Genomic DNA, 15,725 nt, shown 5'->3' with positions numbered 1-15,725 from the left:
TACGGTGAAGTAACGGATGTGTAAAAGTTATCGAGAGTATTATAAAACATTCAAGTCGAGCATACATTGTTTCATACTTTGGTAGGTTCTTTCGATGTCGTTATCAAGTCCAATCGAAAAACGAATCAATCCATCGGTAAGTCCCATTTCGGCTTGTTCTTCCAATGGGATTTCGCTAGATGTTGAGGTACCTGGTGCGCTAAACAAGGTTTTATAAAAGCCCAAACTCACGGCTAAATAGCCCAGATTACGCTCTTGCATCAACTCCATCAAAGCATTAGCAGTGGCTAAATTTCCAACATCAATAGTCATCATTCCACCAAAGCCGTATTCGGGATTAATCATATTTTTGTACAGTTGATGACTTGGATGACTGGCTAAACCAGGATAAACCGTTTTTAAACCGTCTTTTTCAAATCGTTCGGCCAAATACTGTGCATTATAACTATGTTGTTTCATTCTAATATGAAGCGTACGAAGATTTTTCATTACACTAGCCGAGCGAAGACTGTCCATTGTAGGCCCCAAAAGCATACTAGCACCAGTATTTACATTTTTCAAACTATTAATAAATTCGCGACTAGCACAAGTTACACCACCAACCGTATCGCTACTTCCATTGATGTATTTGGTCAAACTATGAATTACAATATCTGCTCCTAAACGGGCAGGAGAAACCGAAAGTGGAGAAAAAGTATTGTCAACCACCAAAGTCAGATTGTGTTTTTTGGCGATTGCAGACAATCCCGCAATATCGGCAACTTCTAGCAGCGGGTTGCTTACCGTTTCGCAATACAACACTTTGGTTTTTGGCGTAATCGCAGCTTCCACTACCGCTAGTTTTGTGATGTCCACAAAGGTCGTTTCAATGCCTAAGCGCGGCGTAAAGTTTTTAAGAAAAGCATACGTACCACCATAAATCGTGCGGCTTGATACAATATGGTCGCCCGCACCGCATAATTGCAAAAGAGTAGGCGTAATCGCTCCCATTCCCGAAGCCGAGACATTCGCTGCTTCCGTTCCTTCCATCGCAGCAAGTGCTTGGTCTAAATACAAGTTACTAGGCGAGGAGTGACGCGAATACAAATAACAGCCTTCCACATTGCCCTCAAAGGTGTCAAACATTGTTTTGGCCGATAAAAAAGTGTAGGTAGACGAGTCCGATATCGAAGGGTTTACGCCTCCAAATTCCCCAAAATATTGTAAATCCTGAATATTATCTGCTGGATTAAAATCGTTATTTTTCATAGTCTATATTTAGTTTAGTTTTTTTTCATTAGGAGCTCATCCCGCTATCCGCTATATCTTTGCCTTTTTAAAGGAAAAAGGCAAAGGATGCCGCTGCTATCGGGGCTAGGCTTTTTTGTTGAGAACCACACCAAAATAAAGAATAGGTAGATTATTAATCAATAGTGAGTGATAATTATAGTTTTTAAATCTTTTAATAAGTATTAATGTAGATTATATCTCTATTTTTGTGTTTCAAATCCTGTATTAATAGATTTTTTTTCACATCAAAAACAATCCAAACCCAATACCTAACCCCAAAACCCATAACCCATAACCCATAACCCATAACCCATAACTTTTAAACCTTAAACCTTTAAACCCTTAAAAAATGCTATGACTTTAGATACAATTGATAAAAAACTGTTGATTTTACTCCAAACCGATAGTAAAAAAACAACCAAAGAATTGTCATTAAAATTGAATCTTTCGGTAACCGCTGTTTATGAGCGCATCAAGAAGTTAGAGCGCGAGGGCATCATTAGCAAGTATGTTGCTTTAGTAGATAAATCCAAAATAGAAAAAGGATTTGTTGTGTTTTGTCATTTAAAATTGGTACAACACACCAAAGAATTCCTCACCCGTTTCGAGAACGAAGTGGTACAATTGCACGAAGTCTTAGAATGCCATCACGTGAGTGGCGATTATGATTACATCCTCAAAGTTTTAGTAAAAGATATGGAAGCTTATCGCGAGTTTTTGGTCACCAAGCTCACCACGCTTCAACACATTGGAAGTACACAAAGCACCTTTATGATTAGTGAGGTAAAAAACACTACGGTTATTGGTTTTTGATGCTCTCAAATTTCAGTTCAAACTATGTAATTTATAGTTTTTTCCTTTCAGGTTCTAAAAATGTTTACCGCAAATCCGCAAATTATTTTTTGCTTTTAAGTTTGTAATTTGCGAATTTGTGGTTTTTTTTATGTTTTCAAACTTGCAGACTTAAGTCTGTCAACCAAAACTAAGTATTTTAAGTCGTAGTGGTTTATTTTATTTTTTATTCTCAAGAAATTCACACAAAAAACCTTAAAAAGTAGCGTTTAAACAAAACTTTATTCCTTAATTTTGTCACTCAAAAAAATAAATCAACACACTATGAGTTCATTTGACGTAGTCATTATAGGTTCTGGTCCTGGAGGATATGTGTCGGCAATTCGTTGCGCACAATTAGGTTTCAAAACCGCAATTATCGAGAAATACTCCACTCTTGGAGGAACCTGTTTAAATGTAGGATGTATTCCATCCAAAGCGCTTCTAGCTTCTTCACATCATTACGATGAAATTAAACATTTTGCCGATCACGGAATTGAACTTTCTGGTGAGGTTAAAGTGAATTTAGAGAAAATGATTGCTCGCAAACAAGCAGTTGTTGATCAAACATCTGGAGGAGTTCAGTTTTTGATGGATAAAAATAAAATCACAGTTTTTAACGGTTTGGGTTCTTTTGTAGACGCGACTCACGTTGCGGTTGCCAAAGCTGACGGAACTTCTGAAACTATTGAAGCCAAAAATATCATCATCGCTACTGGTTCAAAACCTTCTTCTTTACCTTTTATCTCAATCGATAAAGAAAGAATTATTACTTCAACCGAAGCGTTAAAATTAAAAGAAGTGCCTAAGCACCTTGTAATTATTGGTGGAGGTGTAATTGGAATTGAATTAGGGCAAGTGTATTTACGTCTTGGTGCGCAAGTATCTGTTGTGGAGTTTATGGACAGAATCATTCCAGGAATGGATGCTTCATTGTCTAAAGAATTGACCAAAGTCCTTAAAAAACAAGGAATGAAGTTCTATACTTCTCACAAAGTACAGTCAGTAGAAAGAGCTGGTGATGTAGTAACCGTGAAAGCTGAAAATGCTAAAGGTGAAATCATCACTTTAGAAGGAGATTACTCTTTAGTTTCTGTAGGTCGTCGCCCTTATACTGATGGATTGAATGCAGATAAAGCGGGTGTAAAAATCTCAGATAGAGGTCAAATCGAAGTGAATGACCACTTGCAAACATCTACTCCAAACATCTACGCTATTGGTGATGTAGTGCGTGGCGCGATGTTGGCTCACAAAGCTGAGGAAGAAGGTACGATGGTGGCTGAAATTTTAGCAGGTCAAAAACCACATATCGATTATAATTTAATTCCGGGTGTCGTGTACACTTGGCCTGAAGTTGCTGCTGTTGGACAAACAGAAGAACAATTAAAAGCAGCAGGAGTAACTTACAAAGTGGGGAATTTCCCTTTCAAAGCTTTGGGTCGTGCGCGCGCTAGTGCCGATTTAGATGGTTTTGTAAAAATCCTTGCTGATGCCAAAACGGATGAAGTTCTTGGTGTTCATATGATTGGAGCTAGAACAGCCGATTTGATTGCAGAAGCCGTTACCGCTATGGAATTTAAAGCTTCAGCCGAAGATATTTCTAGAATGTCTCACGCGCATCCTACTTTTGCGGAAGCGATTAAAGAAGCGGCATTGGCTGCCACAGAGAATAGAGCGTTACACGTATAAAAGCGTAACTTTCAAAAAAAAACCCGTCTCGTAATTTTTAGACGGGTTTTTTTATGTAAATCAAGGAGTGAAAACACTTTTGTAATTATCCCAATAGCGACTGATTAAAAACAAATTCCCCATGAATAATGCCGCTGCAATAGGAATGTTTTCAGGAGTTAAAAATATATTGATAAACAAAATGTTTATCGTAATAGGTAACACCATGATGTTGGCGAGGGTTACAAACTTATTGGTTACAAAAGCCAACCCACTTAATAATTCGATAGCTTTAGCTAAGGGCATAATATAAGTCGCGGCTATTAAGCCAACATTAAATGCTTTGAAATTACCAGTTGTCTCAGGTTCAGGCATCAGGTGAAGAAAATAACTGATGGAGGCAAATAAAAGCAGTAAACCAATCAAAATCCGAACAATTGTTGTTGCTATCTTCATAATTAATCAAGTTTAAAAGGTTATAAAATTGTTTCAATAGCCATTATTTTTAGATTAAGTGAGCCATGAAGTAGAACTTTGAGGTGTTATTTATATATCAAATTTAGGTTAAATAATTGATATTAAACGAATTAAAACTTTGTATTTTTTGTAAAAAGCTCCAGGGAATGGATTTTTATATTTTTTTTAAGAATGTTACTTTCTTATAAATAGCCTATTTTACTAGTTCAATAAGCAGCTATCCTCAATCATCACTGATTTTTTTGAATGTACAGCAGCATGACATTCCTTTTGTCTTTTTTACAAGAATTTGTATAATTCTTTCTAACACTTTTTTTAATCTTTGAAAATCAGCGAATCAGCGGTAAACAAAGTTAGTCAAGATGCCGTCAAAGTTTTTCCACTTTCTTTAAATTTGTGCTAAATTTTTTTAAATGTGAATGCTCCTATTTTTTTTCAGGAAAAAGGCAGAAGGGAATTTTTTGTCGTAATTTTGGAGCTTAAAATAATTTTTCTTGAGAGTTTCTGAATTTTACACTATTGACAATCCATTCCTTTTTAAAGAACAACTTTTGCATTGGGCGCAGCAGTTTCGTGAAGTAGCTTTTTTGGATAGCAATAGTTATCCACAAGCGTATTCTAGTTATGATTGTATGTTAGCTGTAGACGCTTTCACTTTGCTTCAAACCGATTATCATAATGCTTTTGAGGATTTAAAGCAGTACCAGCAAACTACAAAGGACTGGCTGTTTGGCTATTTGTCTTATGATTTAAAAAACGATAGCGAGCGCTTACAATCCAATAATTTTGATGGATTGGATTTTCCAGATTTGTTCTTTTTTCAGCCCAAAAAGATTTTTTTGCTAAAAGGGAATCAACTTGAAACAAGGTATTTACACCTATGTGATGACGAGCTACAAGAAGATTATCAAGATATTACGACTATTGTTCCTCAACAAAGTACCGCCTCGGATTCTGTTGTGGTACAAGCTAGAATAGACCAAAAAAAATACCTCGAGCAAGTACAAAAAATGCAGGAATACATTCATAAAGGGGACATTTATGAAGCCAATTTTTGTATGGAATTTTATGCAGAAAAAGCAAGCATTCAGCCACTCGAAAAGTTTCAAAAGTTAAATGCCATTTCGCAACCACCCTTTGCGGTTTTCCTAAAAAATAACCAGCAGTACTTGTTGTCTGCCACGCCAGAAAGATATCTGAGAAAAGAAGGAGAAGATTTGATTTCGCAGCCCATAAAAGGAACCGCAAAACGCTATGAAGACCCTGTGGCCGACGAAAAAGCAAAAGAAGATTTGGCTACCAATCCAAAAGAGCGTGCTGAAAATATTATGATTACCGATTTGGTTCGCAATGATTTATCGCGAACCGCACAAAAAGGTTCGGTGCAAGTAGAAGAGCTTTGCGGCATTTATTCTTTTATGCAAGTCCATCAAATGATTTCAACCATCACTTCAAAAATGGACGAAAAATATTCAGTTATTGATGTATTGCGCCTTACTTTTCCAATGGGAAGTATGACGGGGGCTCCCAAAATTTCGGCTATGAAAATCATCGAGGAATTAGAAGCAACCAAAAGAGGCTTGTATAGCGGGGCAGTAGGTTATTTCACACCCGAAGGTGATTTCGATTTCAATGTCGTAATTCGCAGTATTTTGTACAACCAAAAGAAGCAATATCTTTCTTTTTCGGTCGGAAGTGCCATCACAGCCTTATCGGTACCAGAGCAAGAATACGAAGAATGTTTGCTCAAAGCCAAAGCAATGAAGAGCGTATTAGCATAAAATTTGTTCTGAACTATTTTTAGGAGCGCTAACAATAGGATTTTTTGCCAAGAGGGTTTCCAGCTATCCGCTATATCTCTTGTATTGGCTTTCGCCATACAAGAGGATGCCGCTACTATCTGGGCTAATGAGTAACAATTGTCTATTTTTGGAGACAAAAAAAGCATCTAATTAAAAATAAGTAAATTTGAGTATGCAAAACCTCTTTTACCGACATCTACAAACGCAATTTCCGTTTCTCGAAAACAAAAAATTATTGTTGGCCGTAAGCGGTGGTTTAGACAGTATGGTGCTTTTACATTTATTGCAACAATTGCCTTATACCATTGCTATTGCTCATTGTAATTTTCAACTCCGTGGCATTGAAAGTTTTGAAGACCAAAGTTTTGTGCAAAATTATGCACTTCAATATCAAATTCCCTTTTATTACACCCAATTCGATACTCAGGCATTTGCCAATGATTATAAACTTTCGACGCAAGTTGCTGCAAGAGAACTGCGATACGATTGGTTCTACGAACAACTAGAGCTCCATCAATTCGACTTTGTTTTAACAGCCCATCACGCCGATGATAATTTGGAAACTTTTTTGATTAACCTCTCAAGAGGCACAGGTTTAGACGGTTTGTCGGGTATACCTGCTCAAAATGATGCGGTACTTCGGCCATTGTTGCCTTTTTCCAGAGCAGCTATTGAGGAATATGCCAAAGCCAACAACTTGAAGTGGCGAGAAGACAGCAGTAATGCCTCAGATAAATATTTGCGCAACCAAATTCGTCATCATTTGGTGCCCATACTCAAAGAACTAAATCCTGATTTTTTAAAAACTTTTGGAATGACGCAAGAGTATTTGCAACAAGCACAAGAATTGGTTGCAGATGCAGCTAGTATGGTGTATCAGCATGTAGCAAGAGAAGAAGGGGATATCATTTATTTTGATTTAAAGCAATTATTGCGTTTACCTAATTATACCTCTTATTTGTATCAATGGCTTAAAGAATATGGCTTTTCGGCTTGGGATGATATTTATAATTTGGTTGATAGTCAATCAGGAAAACAAGTTTTTTCAGCAGAATACCGATTGCTAAAAGACCGCGATTTTTTTATTTTGAGTCCAATACAAGAGCCTGAAAAGGAGCTATTTTTTATTGAAAAAAATCAAGATAAAGTTAAGATTCCCTTAAAACTCAAATTTTGTATAGTTAAAGGCATCAACAAAGCAGATTCAAATACTATATTTGTCGATGAATCTAAGTTAGCCTATCCTTTGGTGCTCAGAAAATGGAAAGAAGGCGACGTCTTTTATCCTTTGGGAATGAAGGGCAAAAGCAAGAAAGTAAGCAAGTTTTTTAAAGATGAAAAAATGGCACTTTTAGACAAAGAAAACACCTGGCTTTTGTGTTCCAATGATGCCATTGTTTGGGTAATTGGAATGAGAGCTGACGAACGATTTAAAGTAGAACATACCACCAACACAATTTTAAAAATAGCAATAATATAAGTTTAGTAATGAAAAAACACCTTCTTTTAGGACTTTTAGTTTTCTTTTGTAGTTTGGGTAACGCCCAAATTTTGGACCCAGTAAAATGGACCACCAAAATCGAACAAAAATCAGCAACCAATTTTATAGTAACATTCAATGCGACCATCGAAAACGAATGGCACGTATATTCACAGTTTACTCCAGATGGAGGACCACTACCTTTAGAAGTTAATTTTAAGAACCAAAAAGGGAATTATACTTTGGTAGGCAAAGCCAAAGAGAGTAAAACAAGAACTGCTTACAATGATATTTTTGAGGTAAATGAAACTTTTTTTGAGAAAAAAGCGCAAATTACGCAAGAAATAAGTCTAGTAAATAAAGGAGTTAAGACCATAGAAGTAGAGTTGAATTTTCAAGCTTGCAAAGAAGTTTGTATCAATCTCGAAAAGAAATTTAGCATTGCCATACCTGAGTTGAAAAACGCTGCTACAACAGCATCTCCAACTACTCCGATTAATGATTTAGTAAAAGATACGACTGCGCAGACGATAGATTCTACAACAACAGTAGCCGCTGATACTGTAAAAGATTCAGTTACTACAGAGACTTCTCAAATAGCTCCTGTAAAAAGCGCAACAACAGAACACGGGTTGTGGGCAATTTTCTTTATTGCTTTTTTATCTGGTTTTGCAGCATTGTTAACGCCTTGTGTTTTTCCAATGATTCCTATGACGGTAAGTTTCTTTACTAAGCAAAGCAAAAATAAAGCAGCAGGTATCAGAAACGCTATTATCTACGGAATTTCCATTATCGTTATTTATGTAGGTTTGGGCTTATTGGTTACTTGGATTTTCGGTGCCGATGCGCTGAATGCCTTGTCTACCAATGTTTGGTTTAACCTTATTTTCTTCGTTTTATTAATTGTTTTCGCCACATCTTTTTTAGGCGCATTCGAAATTATGTTGCCGAATTCTTGGGCAAACAAGGTAGACAGTCAAGCCGACCGCGGTGGAATCATAGGTATTTTGTTTATGGCTTTGGCATTGGCCATTGTGTCATTTTCTTGTACGGGGCCTATCGTCGGAACTTTATTAGTAGAAGCTGCTTCTAAGGGTGGAATTGCACCAGTAGTAGGAATGTTAGGCTTTTCATTGGCATTAGCCTTGCCTTTTATGTTGTTTGCGATGTTCCCGGGATGGTTAAATTCTTTACCTAAATCTGGAGGTTGGTTGAATACCGTAAAAGTAGTTCTTGGATTTTTAGAATTGGCTTTGGCTTTCAAATTTTTATCCAATGCAGATTTGGTTTTGCAATTGCATTTGCTAGAACGCGAAGTCTTTATCGCCATTTGGATTGCTATTTTTGGAGCATTATCGTTGTATCTTTTTGGAAAAATCACGCTGCCACATGATAGTCCAGTAGGACATATTTCTGTGGGTAGATTGTATATGGGATTGCTTTCTTTGGTATTTACCTTTTATTTAATTCCTGGGTTATGGGGTGCTCCATTGAAATTTATCAATGCTTTTCCTCCGCCAATGGAATATAGCGAAAGTCCAATGGGATTTGGAGGCTCATCTACTAGTGTAGCTACAAAAGAGTTACCTGATGGAGGCAAAATTGGTCCTCACGGGATTGTTGTTTTTGATGATTATGAAGAAGGTTTGGCTTATGCCAAAAAAGTAAACAAACCCATTATGCTCGATTTTACAGGTTTTGCTTGTGTAAATTGTCGTAAAATGGAAAACAATGTTTGGTCCAATCCTAACGTCTTGTCTATTTTAAAAGAGAAAGTGGTTGTGATTTCATTGTATGTGGATGATAAAAGAGAATTGCCAAAAAACGAACAATTCTTTTCCAAAGCAACCGATTCAGAAATTGAAACTATTGGGGATAAATGGACAGATTTTATGATTACTCGATATAAAACAAACACCCAGCCTTTGTATGTGCTAACTGATTTAGAAGGAAAAAGTTTGAATGCAGCACAGCCTACCATAAGTTATGTTGGTGTAAAAGAGTACGAAGCTTGGTTAAAGTCTGGTATAGCAAAGTTTTAAACAAAACTAGTTTTTTTGTAATCCCATCTGTTAAGTCGGATGGGATTTCTTATTTTTACGAATTATCTAATAAACTAAACCAAATATGAAAAAATTACTACTACTTCCTTTTTTGTTTGTCTGTCTTTTGGCTGTAGGACAAGAAAAGAAACCCAATTATGTAGCTGAAAAGTATACCAAGCAAGAAGTACGAATTAAAATGCGCGATGGCTTAGAATTATTTACAGCGATTTATTCCCCAAAAGATACTTCTAAAAAGTATCCTATTGTAATGCAGCGTACTCCATACAATTGCGCACCTTACGGACCAGATCAGTTTAAAAGAAGTATTGGTCCTAACGAAACGATGATGAAAGAAGGATACATTGTGGTGTATCAAGATGTGAGAGGGCGCTATATGAGCGATGGATTATATGACAATATGAGAGGATATATTCCAAACAAAAAGGGAAAAACGGAGGTTGACGAGGCTTCAGATACCTACGATACGATTGATTGGTTGGTAAAAAATGTGGCCAATAACAATGGAAATGTTGGAACTTGGGGAATTTCATATCCAGGTTATTATGCGTCTTATTCTTTGTTGAGTGGGCATCCTGCCTTAAAAGCAGTGTCTCCTCAGGCTTGTATTAGTGATTTTTTCTTTGATGACTTTCATCATAATGGGGCTTATTTGTTGAGTTATTGGAAGGTGACGCCACTTTTTGGCCCTCAAAAAACAAAGCCAACTACAGAAGCTTGGTTTAAGTTTCCAAATGTTGGTACCAATGATGATTATCAGTTCTTTTTGAATGCTGGGCCTTTAGTGAATTTGGACAAATATTACGATTCTTCCAATGAATTTTGGCAACAACTTAAGGAACATTCAAGCTATGATGAATTCTGGCAAAAAAGAGGCTTGTTGCAGCATTTAAAAAATATCAAACCAGCTGTAATGATTGTTGGCGGTTGGTTCGATGCTGAAGATTTGTATGGTCCATTGAATACGTATTCAACCATAGAAAAAAGTAGTAAGAATTATAACACTATTGTTATGGGGCCTTGGAGCCACGGCGATTGGGCTAGAAATTCAGAAAAACAAATTATAGGAAATATTAATTTTGGTGACAGTATTTCTGGTTTTTATCAAAAGAATATTGAGGCTAATTTTTTCCGTCATTTCTTGAAAAATAATGGGAAAGGGGAGAACAAATTGCCCGAAGCTTACGTTTTTGATACGGGAAGAAAAGAATGGAAAACCTACGACGCTTGGCCTCCAAAAAACACAGAAAAACAACAGTTCTATTTGCAACCGCAACAGAAGTTAACTAAAAATGCTGGAGCAGTTTCTTTTGAGGAATTTGTCAGCGACCCAAAAAAACCTGTGCCGCACTCAGAAGATATTAAGCAACAAGGTTTGACTCCAAGAAAATATATGACCGATGACCAACGATTTGCTGCTAGAAGACCTGATGTTTTGGTTTTTGAAACAGATGTTTTAGCAGAAGATGTTACTTTGGCTGGAGATATTTTAGCCAAATTGCAAGTAGCTACCACTGGAACCGATGCGGATTGGGTTGTTAAAGTAGTTGATGTTTTCCCGAATGATGAACCTGAAACAAAAGAAGTGCAACCGTATTTAAAAATGAGTAATTATCATATGATGGTGCGCAGTGAGGTGATGAGAGGACGTTTTCGCAATAGTTTTATAAAGCCTGAGCCTTTTGTGGCCAATGAGAAAACTGCTGTAAATGTAAAATTACAGGATGTTTTTCACACCTTCAAAAAAGGACATAAAATTCAAATACAAGTGCAAAGTACTTGGTTTCCTTTGATAGATTTGAATCCTCAAACTTTTGTGCCAAACATATTTTATGCTAAGCCAGAGGATTTCAAAAAACAAACCCATCGTGTCTATTCAGACTCAGCTATTGAATTCACCGTTTTGAAATAAAGCAATTAATGTTTCATTTGTAATAACCTCCAAACTCATTTTGGAGGTTTTTTTGTAACAAAAAAGTAAGGTTGTTTATAGTTTTTATAGAGAGGTTTGTTTAGTAAAACTCTAAAAATTTTTAAGGACTATGCAGGTATTTATAACTCATCAAACTTAGCTTTCATCGTAGGATTACCATGGGTTAATTTTTTGATGGTTAAATCTTCTGCTTTTTGATTCGCCAAGCGCAGGTTATTATCGGACGATAAGAGCGCTTCTTTTGTTTTTTGCAAATGGATGATGGTTTTGTCTATTTCGTCTATTGCTGTTTGAAATTTTCTGCTGGCTAAATCATAATTTCTAGCAAATCCTTCTTTGAATTGATTGATTTTTTCTTCAAAATTGGTGATATCAATGTTTTGATTACGAACTAAGGCTAATTCGGCTTTGTATTGTAAAGAATTCATGGCAGCATTGCGTAACAAAGTGATAATAGGTATGAAAAACTGAGGACGCACCACATACATTTTTGGATATTTGTAGGATACATCTACGATACCTGTATTGTAATACTCACTATCGGCTTCTAGCATGGTCACTAAAACGGCATATTCGCACTTTTTCTCGTTACGATCTTTATCCAGTTCTTTGAAAAAGTCTTCGTTTTTCTTTTTGGTTGCGGTTTCATCGCCTTCATTTTTCATTTCAAACATGATGGAAATAATTTCATTACCCGCTTCATCTGTTTCTTTGTAAATGAAATCACCTTTACTACCCGAACGCGCATCGTTGTCTTTTTCGAAATAAGCATTTTGGAAAGCCGTAGCGCGTAATTTATTGAACTCGGTTTCGCAATGTTGCTCTAAGGTTTCGCCAATCATTTTGGTGGACAACTTAGCTTTCATGTCTTTTACACGCGCAATTTCGTCGTCTTTGTATTTGATAATGGCTTCTTTGTTTTGTAATTCGATGCTGAATTGTTGCTTTAAAGCGTTCTCAATGTTTTGTTTTTCTAACTCTTTGGTATTTACTTCATGCAACAAGGCATCACGTTCTTTCTCAATTTTATGCAAGGCTTCTGTAACGGCTAATTTTTTGGCTACTTCGGCATTGTCTATTTGTGCTTTTAATTGCATTAGCTCGTTGGCTTTTTCAGCTTTTACTTTTGCCACCTCTGCCTCTTTTTGGGCCAATTTTTGTGCTAATTCTACTGCAGCATCTGATTTTAATTTAGCGATGGCTGTTTCCTTTTGCGTTAACTGTTCTAGTAATGATTTACGAACTTTCGCTTCTGCAATTTGTATAGCACTTTCTTTTTCTTTTTCGGCTAAAGCTAATCGATTTTGAAGCTCTTCCTCAAACTGATGGTCGCGCACTTGTTTTAGGATATCGGCATAACCAGCTTCATCTACTTTAAAGGCTTTATGGCAATGAGGACAGATAATTTCGTTCATGATTTCTGTTTTTATTGTTTTTTTTAATTAATTCTTTAAGTTTATTCAAAACGTAAGTATTTTTCTTAAATGAAATGTTTTGTTTCAAAATTTAGTTTTATTTTTTAATCAAATGGATCTTCTCTTTTAAAACTACTGGTAACGTATTTACCGCTTGTGTTAAGGCTACTTCATAGGTTTTTTGTTCCTGTTTGTCTTCGATGTGAGGAATAGCGTTAAGTAGCATAAAATAGGCTTGTACTCTGTTGAAATTGTCAAGTTCGGGGTCGCCCATCATGGAGAGGAGTAGGGTTTTGAATTGCTCTTTGTCCTTGGCTTCGGCAAGGGCTCTCCCCATACGGTTTACAGTTGCAAAATAATGATTTGCAGCTGGATTTTCTACTTGTAAGGCTGTACCCAAAATTAGGTCGGGGACGTTGATGTTGAGGTTTTCTAGTTCTTTAATATAGGTTTTGCGACCTTCAAAGGCGTAACTGCCGTCAGAAACTCTTAAAAAACGATCGTTCATAATGTCTAAATGGGCTTTGAGAAAGATTTCCCATTGGGTGGTTTCAGCAGATAACAGGGCAATGTTTAAGGCGTGTGTTCTTGGACTGCTGTCCATGCTACAACGGCCTACTACTCTTGTCGCACGCATTTCATTCAATAATTTGAGTTGGTTGTCTTTGGATAAAGCTTGCCAATTTTCGGGTAAATCTATCCAACCTTCTGTTAGCTCTGATTTGAATTTTGTTGCTGTAGTGTCAATAAGGCAATCGGCATAGGCGATTTGCAAGGCATACTTTGAGGGTAATGGTTTCGATTCAAATTCTTCAGGGAAATAAAAACCTATAATTTCCTCTTTACTGTATTCGGTTTTTTCATCATATTGCCATACCCAAGTATTTTTGCAGGCTTGTTCATAGGGTTTTTGATCTTTGTTACACACTATCTCAAGGCTATTTTTTTTGTTCAAACCGACTTTATGAAAAACAATTTTTTCTTTGTTCTTGTAGTCGGTGTAGTTGTATTTTATCAAAAGCACGTTTTTTTCGACTTTGGCAAATGGGTATTTAAGAATGAATTCATTCAGTGGCATTTGATTTTCTAGATCAATTTTGGCTTGTTGTATATTACCTTTGTCCAACTGAATAGCATGTCCTAAAGTTTGTTTTTTGGCATAGAAAACTTTGTTGAGTTCGCATTTTTTGAATTTTAAATTCAAAGAATCTACTAGATGTTGCAACGTTTTCATTGTCGCCTCACTATAGATGAGTCCGTTGTTATGGGTTTCGAATTCAGGGTTTATTTGTGCAGCTAAGGTTGTTGTATATAGTCCGAGACAAAAAAGGAGTAGGGTTTTGTACATGAGGTTAGGCATTTAAGTATTCAGTGAAAAAGTGTTCAGAGATCAGATTTAATGTTCCGTTTTTGCACCTAATTCCTATTTGTAGTAAATAGTCTATTGCCTACAATTAAGTTGTAGGAAGGTCTTCGTTTGAACTTGTATCATTACTTCTTGGGGTGTCATCTGGTTTGGGAATAAAACTATCGTTACTAAACATACGTTGCATGACTTTAGGTAAGGGTATCAGGTCAATCCATTCTTCTTTTTCTAATTGTGCGTGATAAAGCACCTCGTTTAAGGCTAAATACTCTTGGATCCGTTTTGCTAGTGTCATATTGGAAGTTTTGAATTGAACTTTCGTGTATTTCCATTTATTTATTCTAAATGTAGAAAAAAAACTCAACTTTTGACCCATTGGTGTTGGTTTTTCCAAACGTATTCCAAAGCAGGTTTGAAAAAAGGATAGATAACAATCATATACACAACTGCTACAATTCCTATAATGATTCCTAATTTTTTAAGTTGCTGCTTGTTGTGAGTACATGTAACAAAGGGGACATATAGTAAAAGTGGGACCCATACACAGAGATACACACTCATGTCAATGTAATTGGAATTGAAAATTTTTGCAGTATAATTTAAAAAGGCAACACATTGTTTGAAAAATACGCCACAATGGGAATTGAGATTAGGGATGGCAAAAAACAACAGTGTTGCAGCTACTACCCAATATTTCTTTTTTGACTCCAAAAACAAGGCAAATGAAGCGGGATAAAATATAAAATAGCAATAAATATTCATGGTTTGATAGGTTACTCCTACGAGCATCGCTAGGGCATACAATCCACCCATAAATAACATGAATATCTGATGGAAAAGGGAGTCGGCATGGGCAATCCAAAATTCGGGTGTCATAGGTGTCAGTTGTCGGTTATCGGCTTTCGGTTATCAGTTATCAGTTTTCGGTTATCAGTTTTCGGTTATCAGTTGCTTATTATGGGGTAAAGTTATATAAGGTTAGTTTCGTTTTAAATACGATTTTGTTTTCTTTTAAAGTGACTGGGTTTTGGTGATGATTTTTTGATATAAAGAATTCGCAAAGAATAGTGTTGAGTAGAGCCCGATTCCTAAAAGGTTGTATTGAATGTCTTGAAGGTCAAAATTGCCATGGATTTTTTTTCTGAAAAAGTGGTTGGAGGTATCTTGGGCTATTTCAATACCAACACCAAAAACGATCAAGCCGAATACTCCTAAAATATAGTAAATCCCTCTGTTTTTAGCCCAAAACAAGTTGCAACCAAAGCTTGCATAAAAGTAAAACAAGGCATGTAGTTCTTTATCATAATTATGAAAACTATGAGGTAGTTTAATCATAAAACCGACTATTATGAGCAGTGTAATTACGGTGAAGGTTGCTATTCTAATCATTAAATAAATTAATTGGTTTTTTATAATACAGC

Annotated in this window: 13 protein-coding genes; 6 read left to right on the top strand and 7 right to left on the bottom strand. The window is 36.2% G+C overall.

The window, feature by feature from the left end; all coding sequences use genetic code 11:
* Window positions 1-39: 39 nt before the first annotated feature.
* A complete protein-coding gene (locus ACSVH5_RS02480) occupies window positions 40-1,248 on the bottom strand; it encodes an aminotransferase class I/II-fold pyridoxal phosphate-dependent enzyme (RefSeq protein WP_438059882.1) in 1,209 nt (402 codons plus the stop codon).
* A 375-nt stretch (window positions 1,249-1,623) separates the two neighbouring features.
* On the opposite strand from ACSVH5_RS02480, the gene ACSVH5_RS02475 reads away from it, so the two are divergent.
* Together ACSVH5_RS02475 and lpdA are read left to right on the top strand one after the other, a co-directional pair.
* Window positions 1,624-2,082, top strand: a complete 459-nt coding sequence (locus ACSVH5_RS02475) for an Lrp/AsnC family transcriptional regulator (protein WP_438059881.1) — start codon at window positions 1,624-1,626, stop codon at window positions 2,080-2,082.
* A gap of 303 nt (window positions 2,083-2,385) precedes the next feature.
* A complete protein-coding gene (gene lpdA / locus ACSVH5_RS02470; RefSeq protein ID WP_438059880.1) occupies window positions 2,386-3,789 on the top strand; it encodes a dihydrolipoyl dehydrogenase in 1,404 nt (467 codons plus the stop codon).
* Between the two features lie 60 nt (window positions 3,790-3,849).
* Here lpdA and ACSVH5_RS02465 read toward each other — a convergent pair whose 3' ends face one another.
* Window positions 3,850-4,224 (bottom strand): DoxX family protein, encoded by a 375-nt coding sequence (locus ACSVH5_RS02465; protein ID WP_438059879.1) that lies wholly within the window; start codon window positions 4,222-4,224, stop codon window positions 3,850-3,852.
* Between the two features lie 515 nt (window positions 4,225-4,739).
* On the opposite strand from ACSVH5_RS02465, the gene pabB reads away from it, so the two are divergent.
* The 4 genes from pabB to ACSVH5_RS02445 all read left to right on the top strand — a co-directional run bounded on the left by pabB (window position 4,740) and on the right by ACSVH5_RS02445 (window position 11,502).
* Entirely contained in the window at window positions 4,740-6,026 is a 1,287-nt protein-coding gene (gene pabB / locus ACSVH5_RS02460) for an aminodeoxychorismate synthase component I (RefSeq protein ID WP_438059878.1), read from the top strand.
* A 193-nt stretch (window positions 6,027-6,219) separates the two neighbouring features.
* Window positions 6,220-7,527: a tRNA lysidine(34) synthetase TilS gene (gene tilS / locus ACSVH5_RS02455; RefSeq protein WP_438059877.1), complete on the top strand. Its 1,308-nt coding sequence runs from the start codon at window positions 6,220-6,222 to the stop codon at window positions 7,525-7,527.
* A gap of 8 nt (window positions 7,528-7,535) precedes the next feature.
* Entirely contained in the window at window positions 7,536-9,569 is a 2,034-nt protein-coding gene (locus ACSVH5_RS02450) for a protein-disulfide reductase DsbD family protein (RefSeq protein ID WP_438059876.1), read from the top strand.
* Between the two features lie 85 nt (window positions 9,570-9,654).
* Window positions 9,655-11,502, top strand: a complete 1,848-nt coding sequence (locus tag ACSVH5_RS02445; protein ID WP_438059875.1) for a CocE/NonD family hydrolase — start codon at window positions 9,655-9,657, stop codon at window positions 11,500-11,502.
* Between the two features lie 140 nt (window positions 11,503-11,642).
* Here the strand turns inward: ACSVH5_RS02445 and ACSVH5_RS02440 are convergent, their stop codons facing one another.
* The 5 genes from ACSVH5_RS02440 to ACSVH5_RS02420 all read right to left on the bottom strand — a co-directional run bounded on the left by ACSVH5_RS02440 (window position 11,643) and on the right by ACSVH5_RS02420 (window position 15,693).
* Window positions 11,643-12,938 carry a DUF2130 domain-containing protein gene (locus ACSVH5_RS02440; protein WP_438059874.1) on the bottom strand — a complete coding sequence of 432 codons (1,296 nt, stop codon included), beginning with the start codon at window positions 12,936-12,938 and terminating at the stop codon, window positions 11,643-11,645.
* 97 nt (window positions 12,939-13,035) lie between these two features.
* A complete protein-coding gene (locus tag ACSVH5_RS02435) occupies window positions 13,036-14,286 on the bottom strand; it encodes a hypothetical protein (protein WP_438059873.1) in 1,251 nt (416 codons plus the stop codon).
* 106 nt (window positions 14,287-14,392) lie between these two features.
* Window positions 14,393-14,599 (bottom strand): hypothetical protein, encoded by a 207-nt coding sequence (locus ACSVH5_RS02430; protein WP_438059872.1) that lies wholly within the window; start codon window positions 14,597-14,599, stop codon window positions 14,393-14,395.
* A gap of 65 nt (window positions 14,600-14,664) precedes the next feature.
* Window positions 14,665-15,180, bottom strand: a complete 516-nt coding sequence (locus ACSVH5_RS02425; RefSeq protein WP_438059871.1) for a hypothetical protein — start codon at window positions 15,178-15,180, stop codon at window positions 14,665-14,667.
* A 135-nt stretch (window positions 15,181-15,315) separates the two neighbouring features.
* The gene (locus tag ACSVH5_RS02420; RefSeq protein WP_438059870.1) at window positions 15,316-15,693 is read right to left on the bottom strand and encodes a hypothetical protein; all 378 of its coding nucleotides are present in this window, start codon (window positions 15,691-15,693) and stop codon (window positions 15,316-15,318) included.
* Window positions 15,694-15,725: the final 32 nt, after the last annotated feature.

Origin of the sequence: Flavobacterium sp. RSSA_27, from assembly GCF_051547125.1 — a bacterium.
GTDB lineage: Bacteria > Bacteroidota > Bacteroidia > Flavobacteriales > Flavobacteriaceae > Flavobacterium.
Note: the sequence above shows the minus strand (reverse complement) of the source record. Positions and strands in the feature narration are given on the sequence as shown.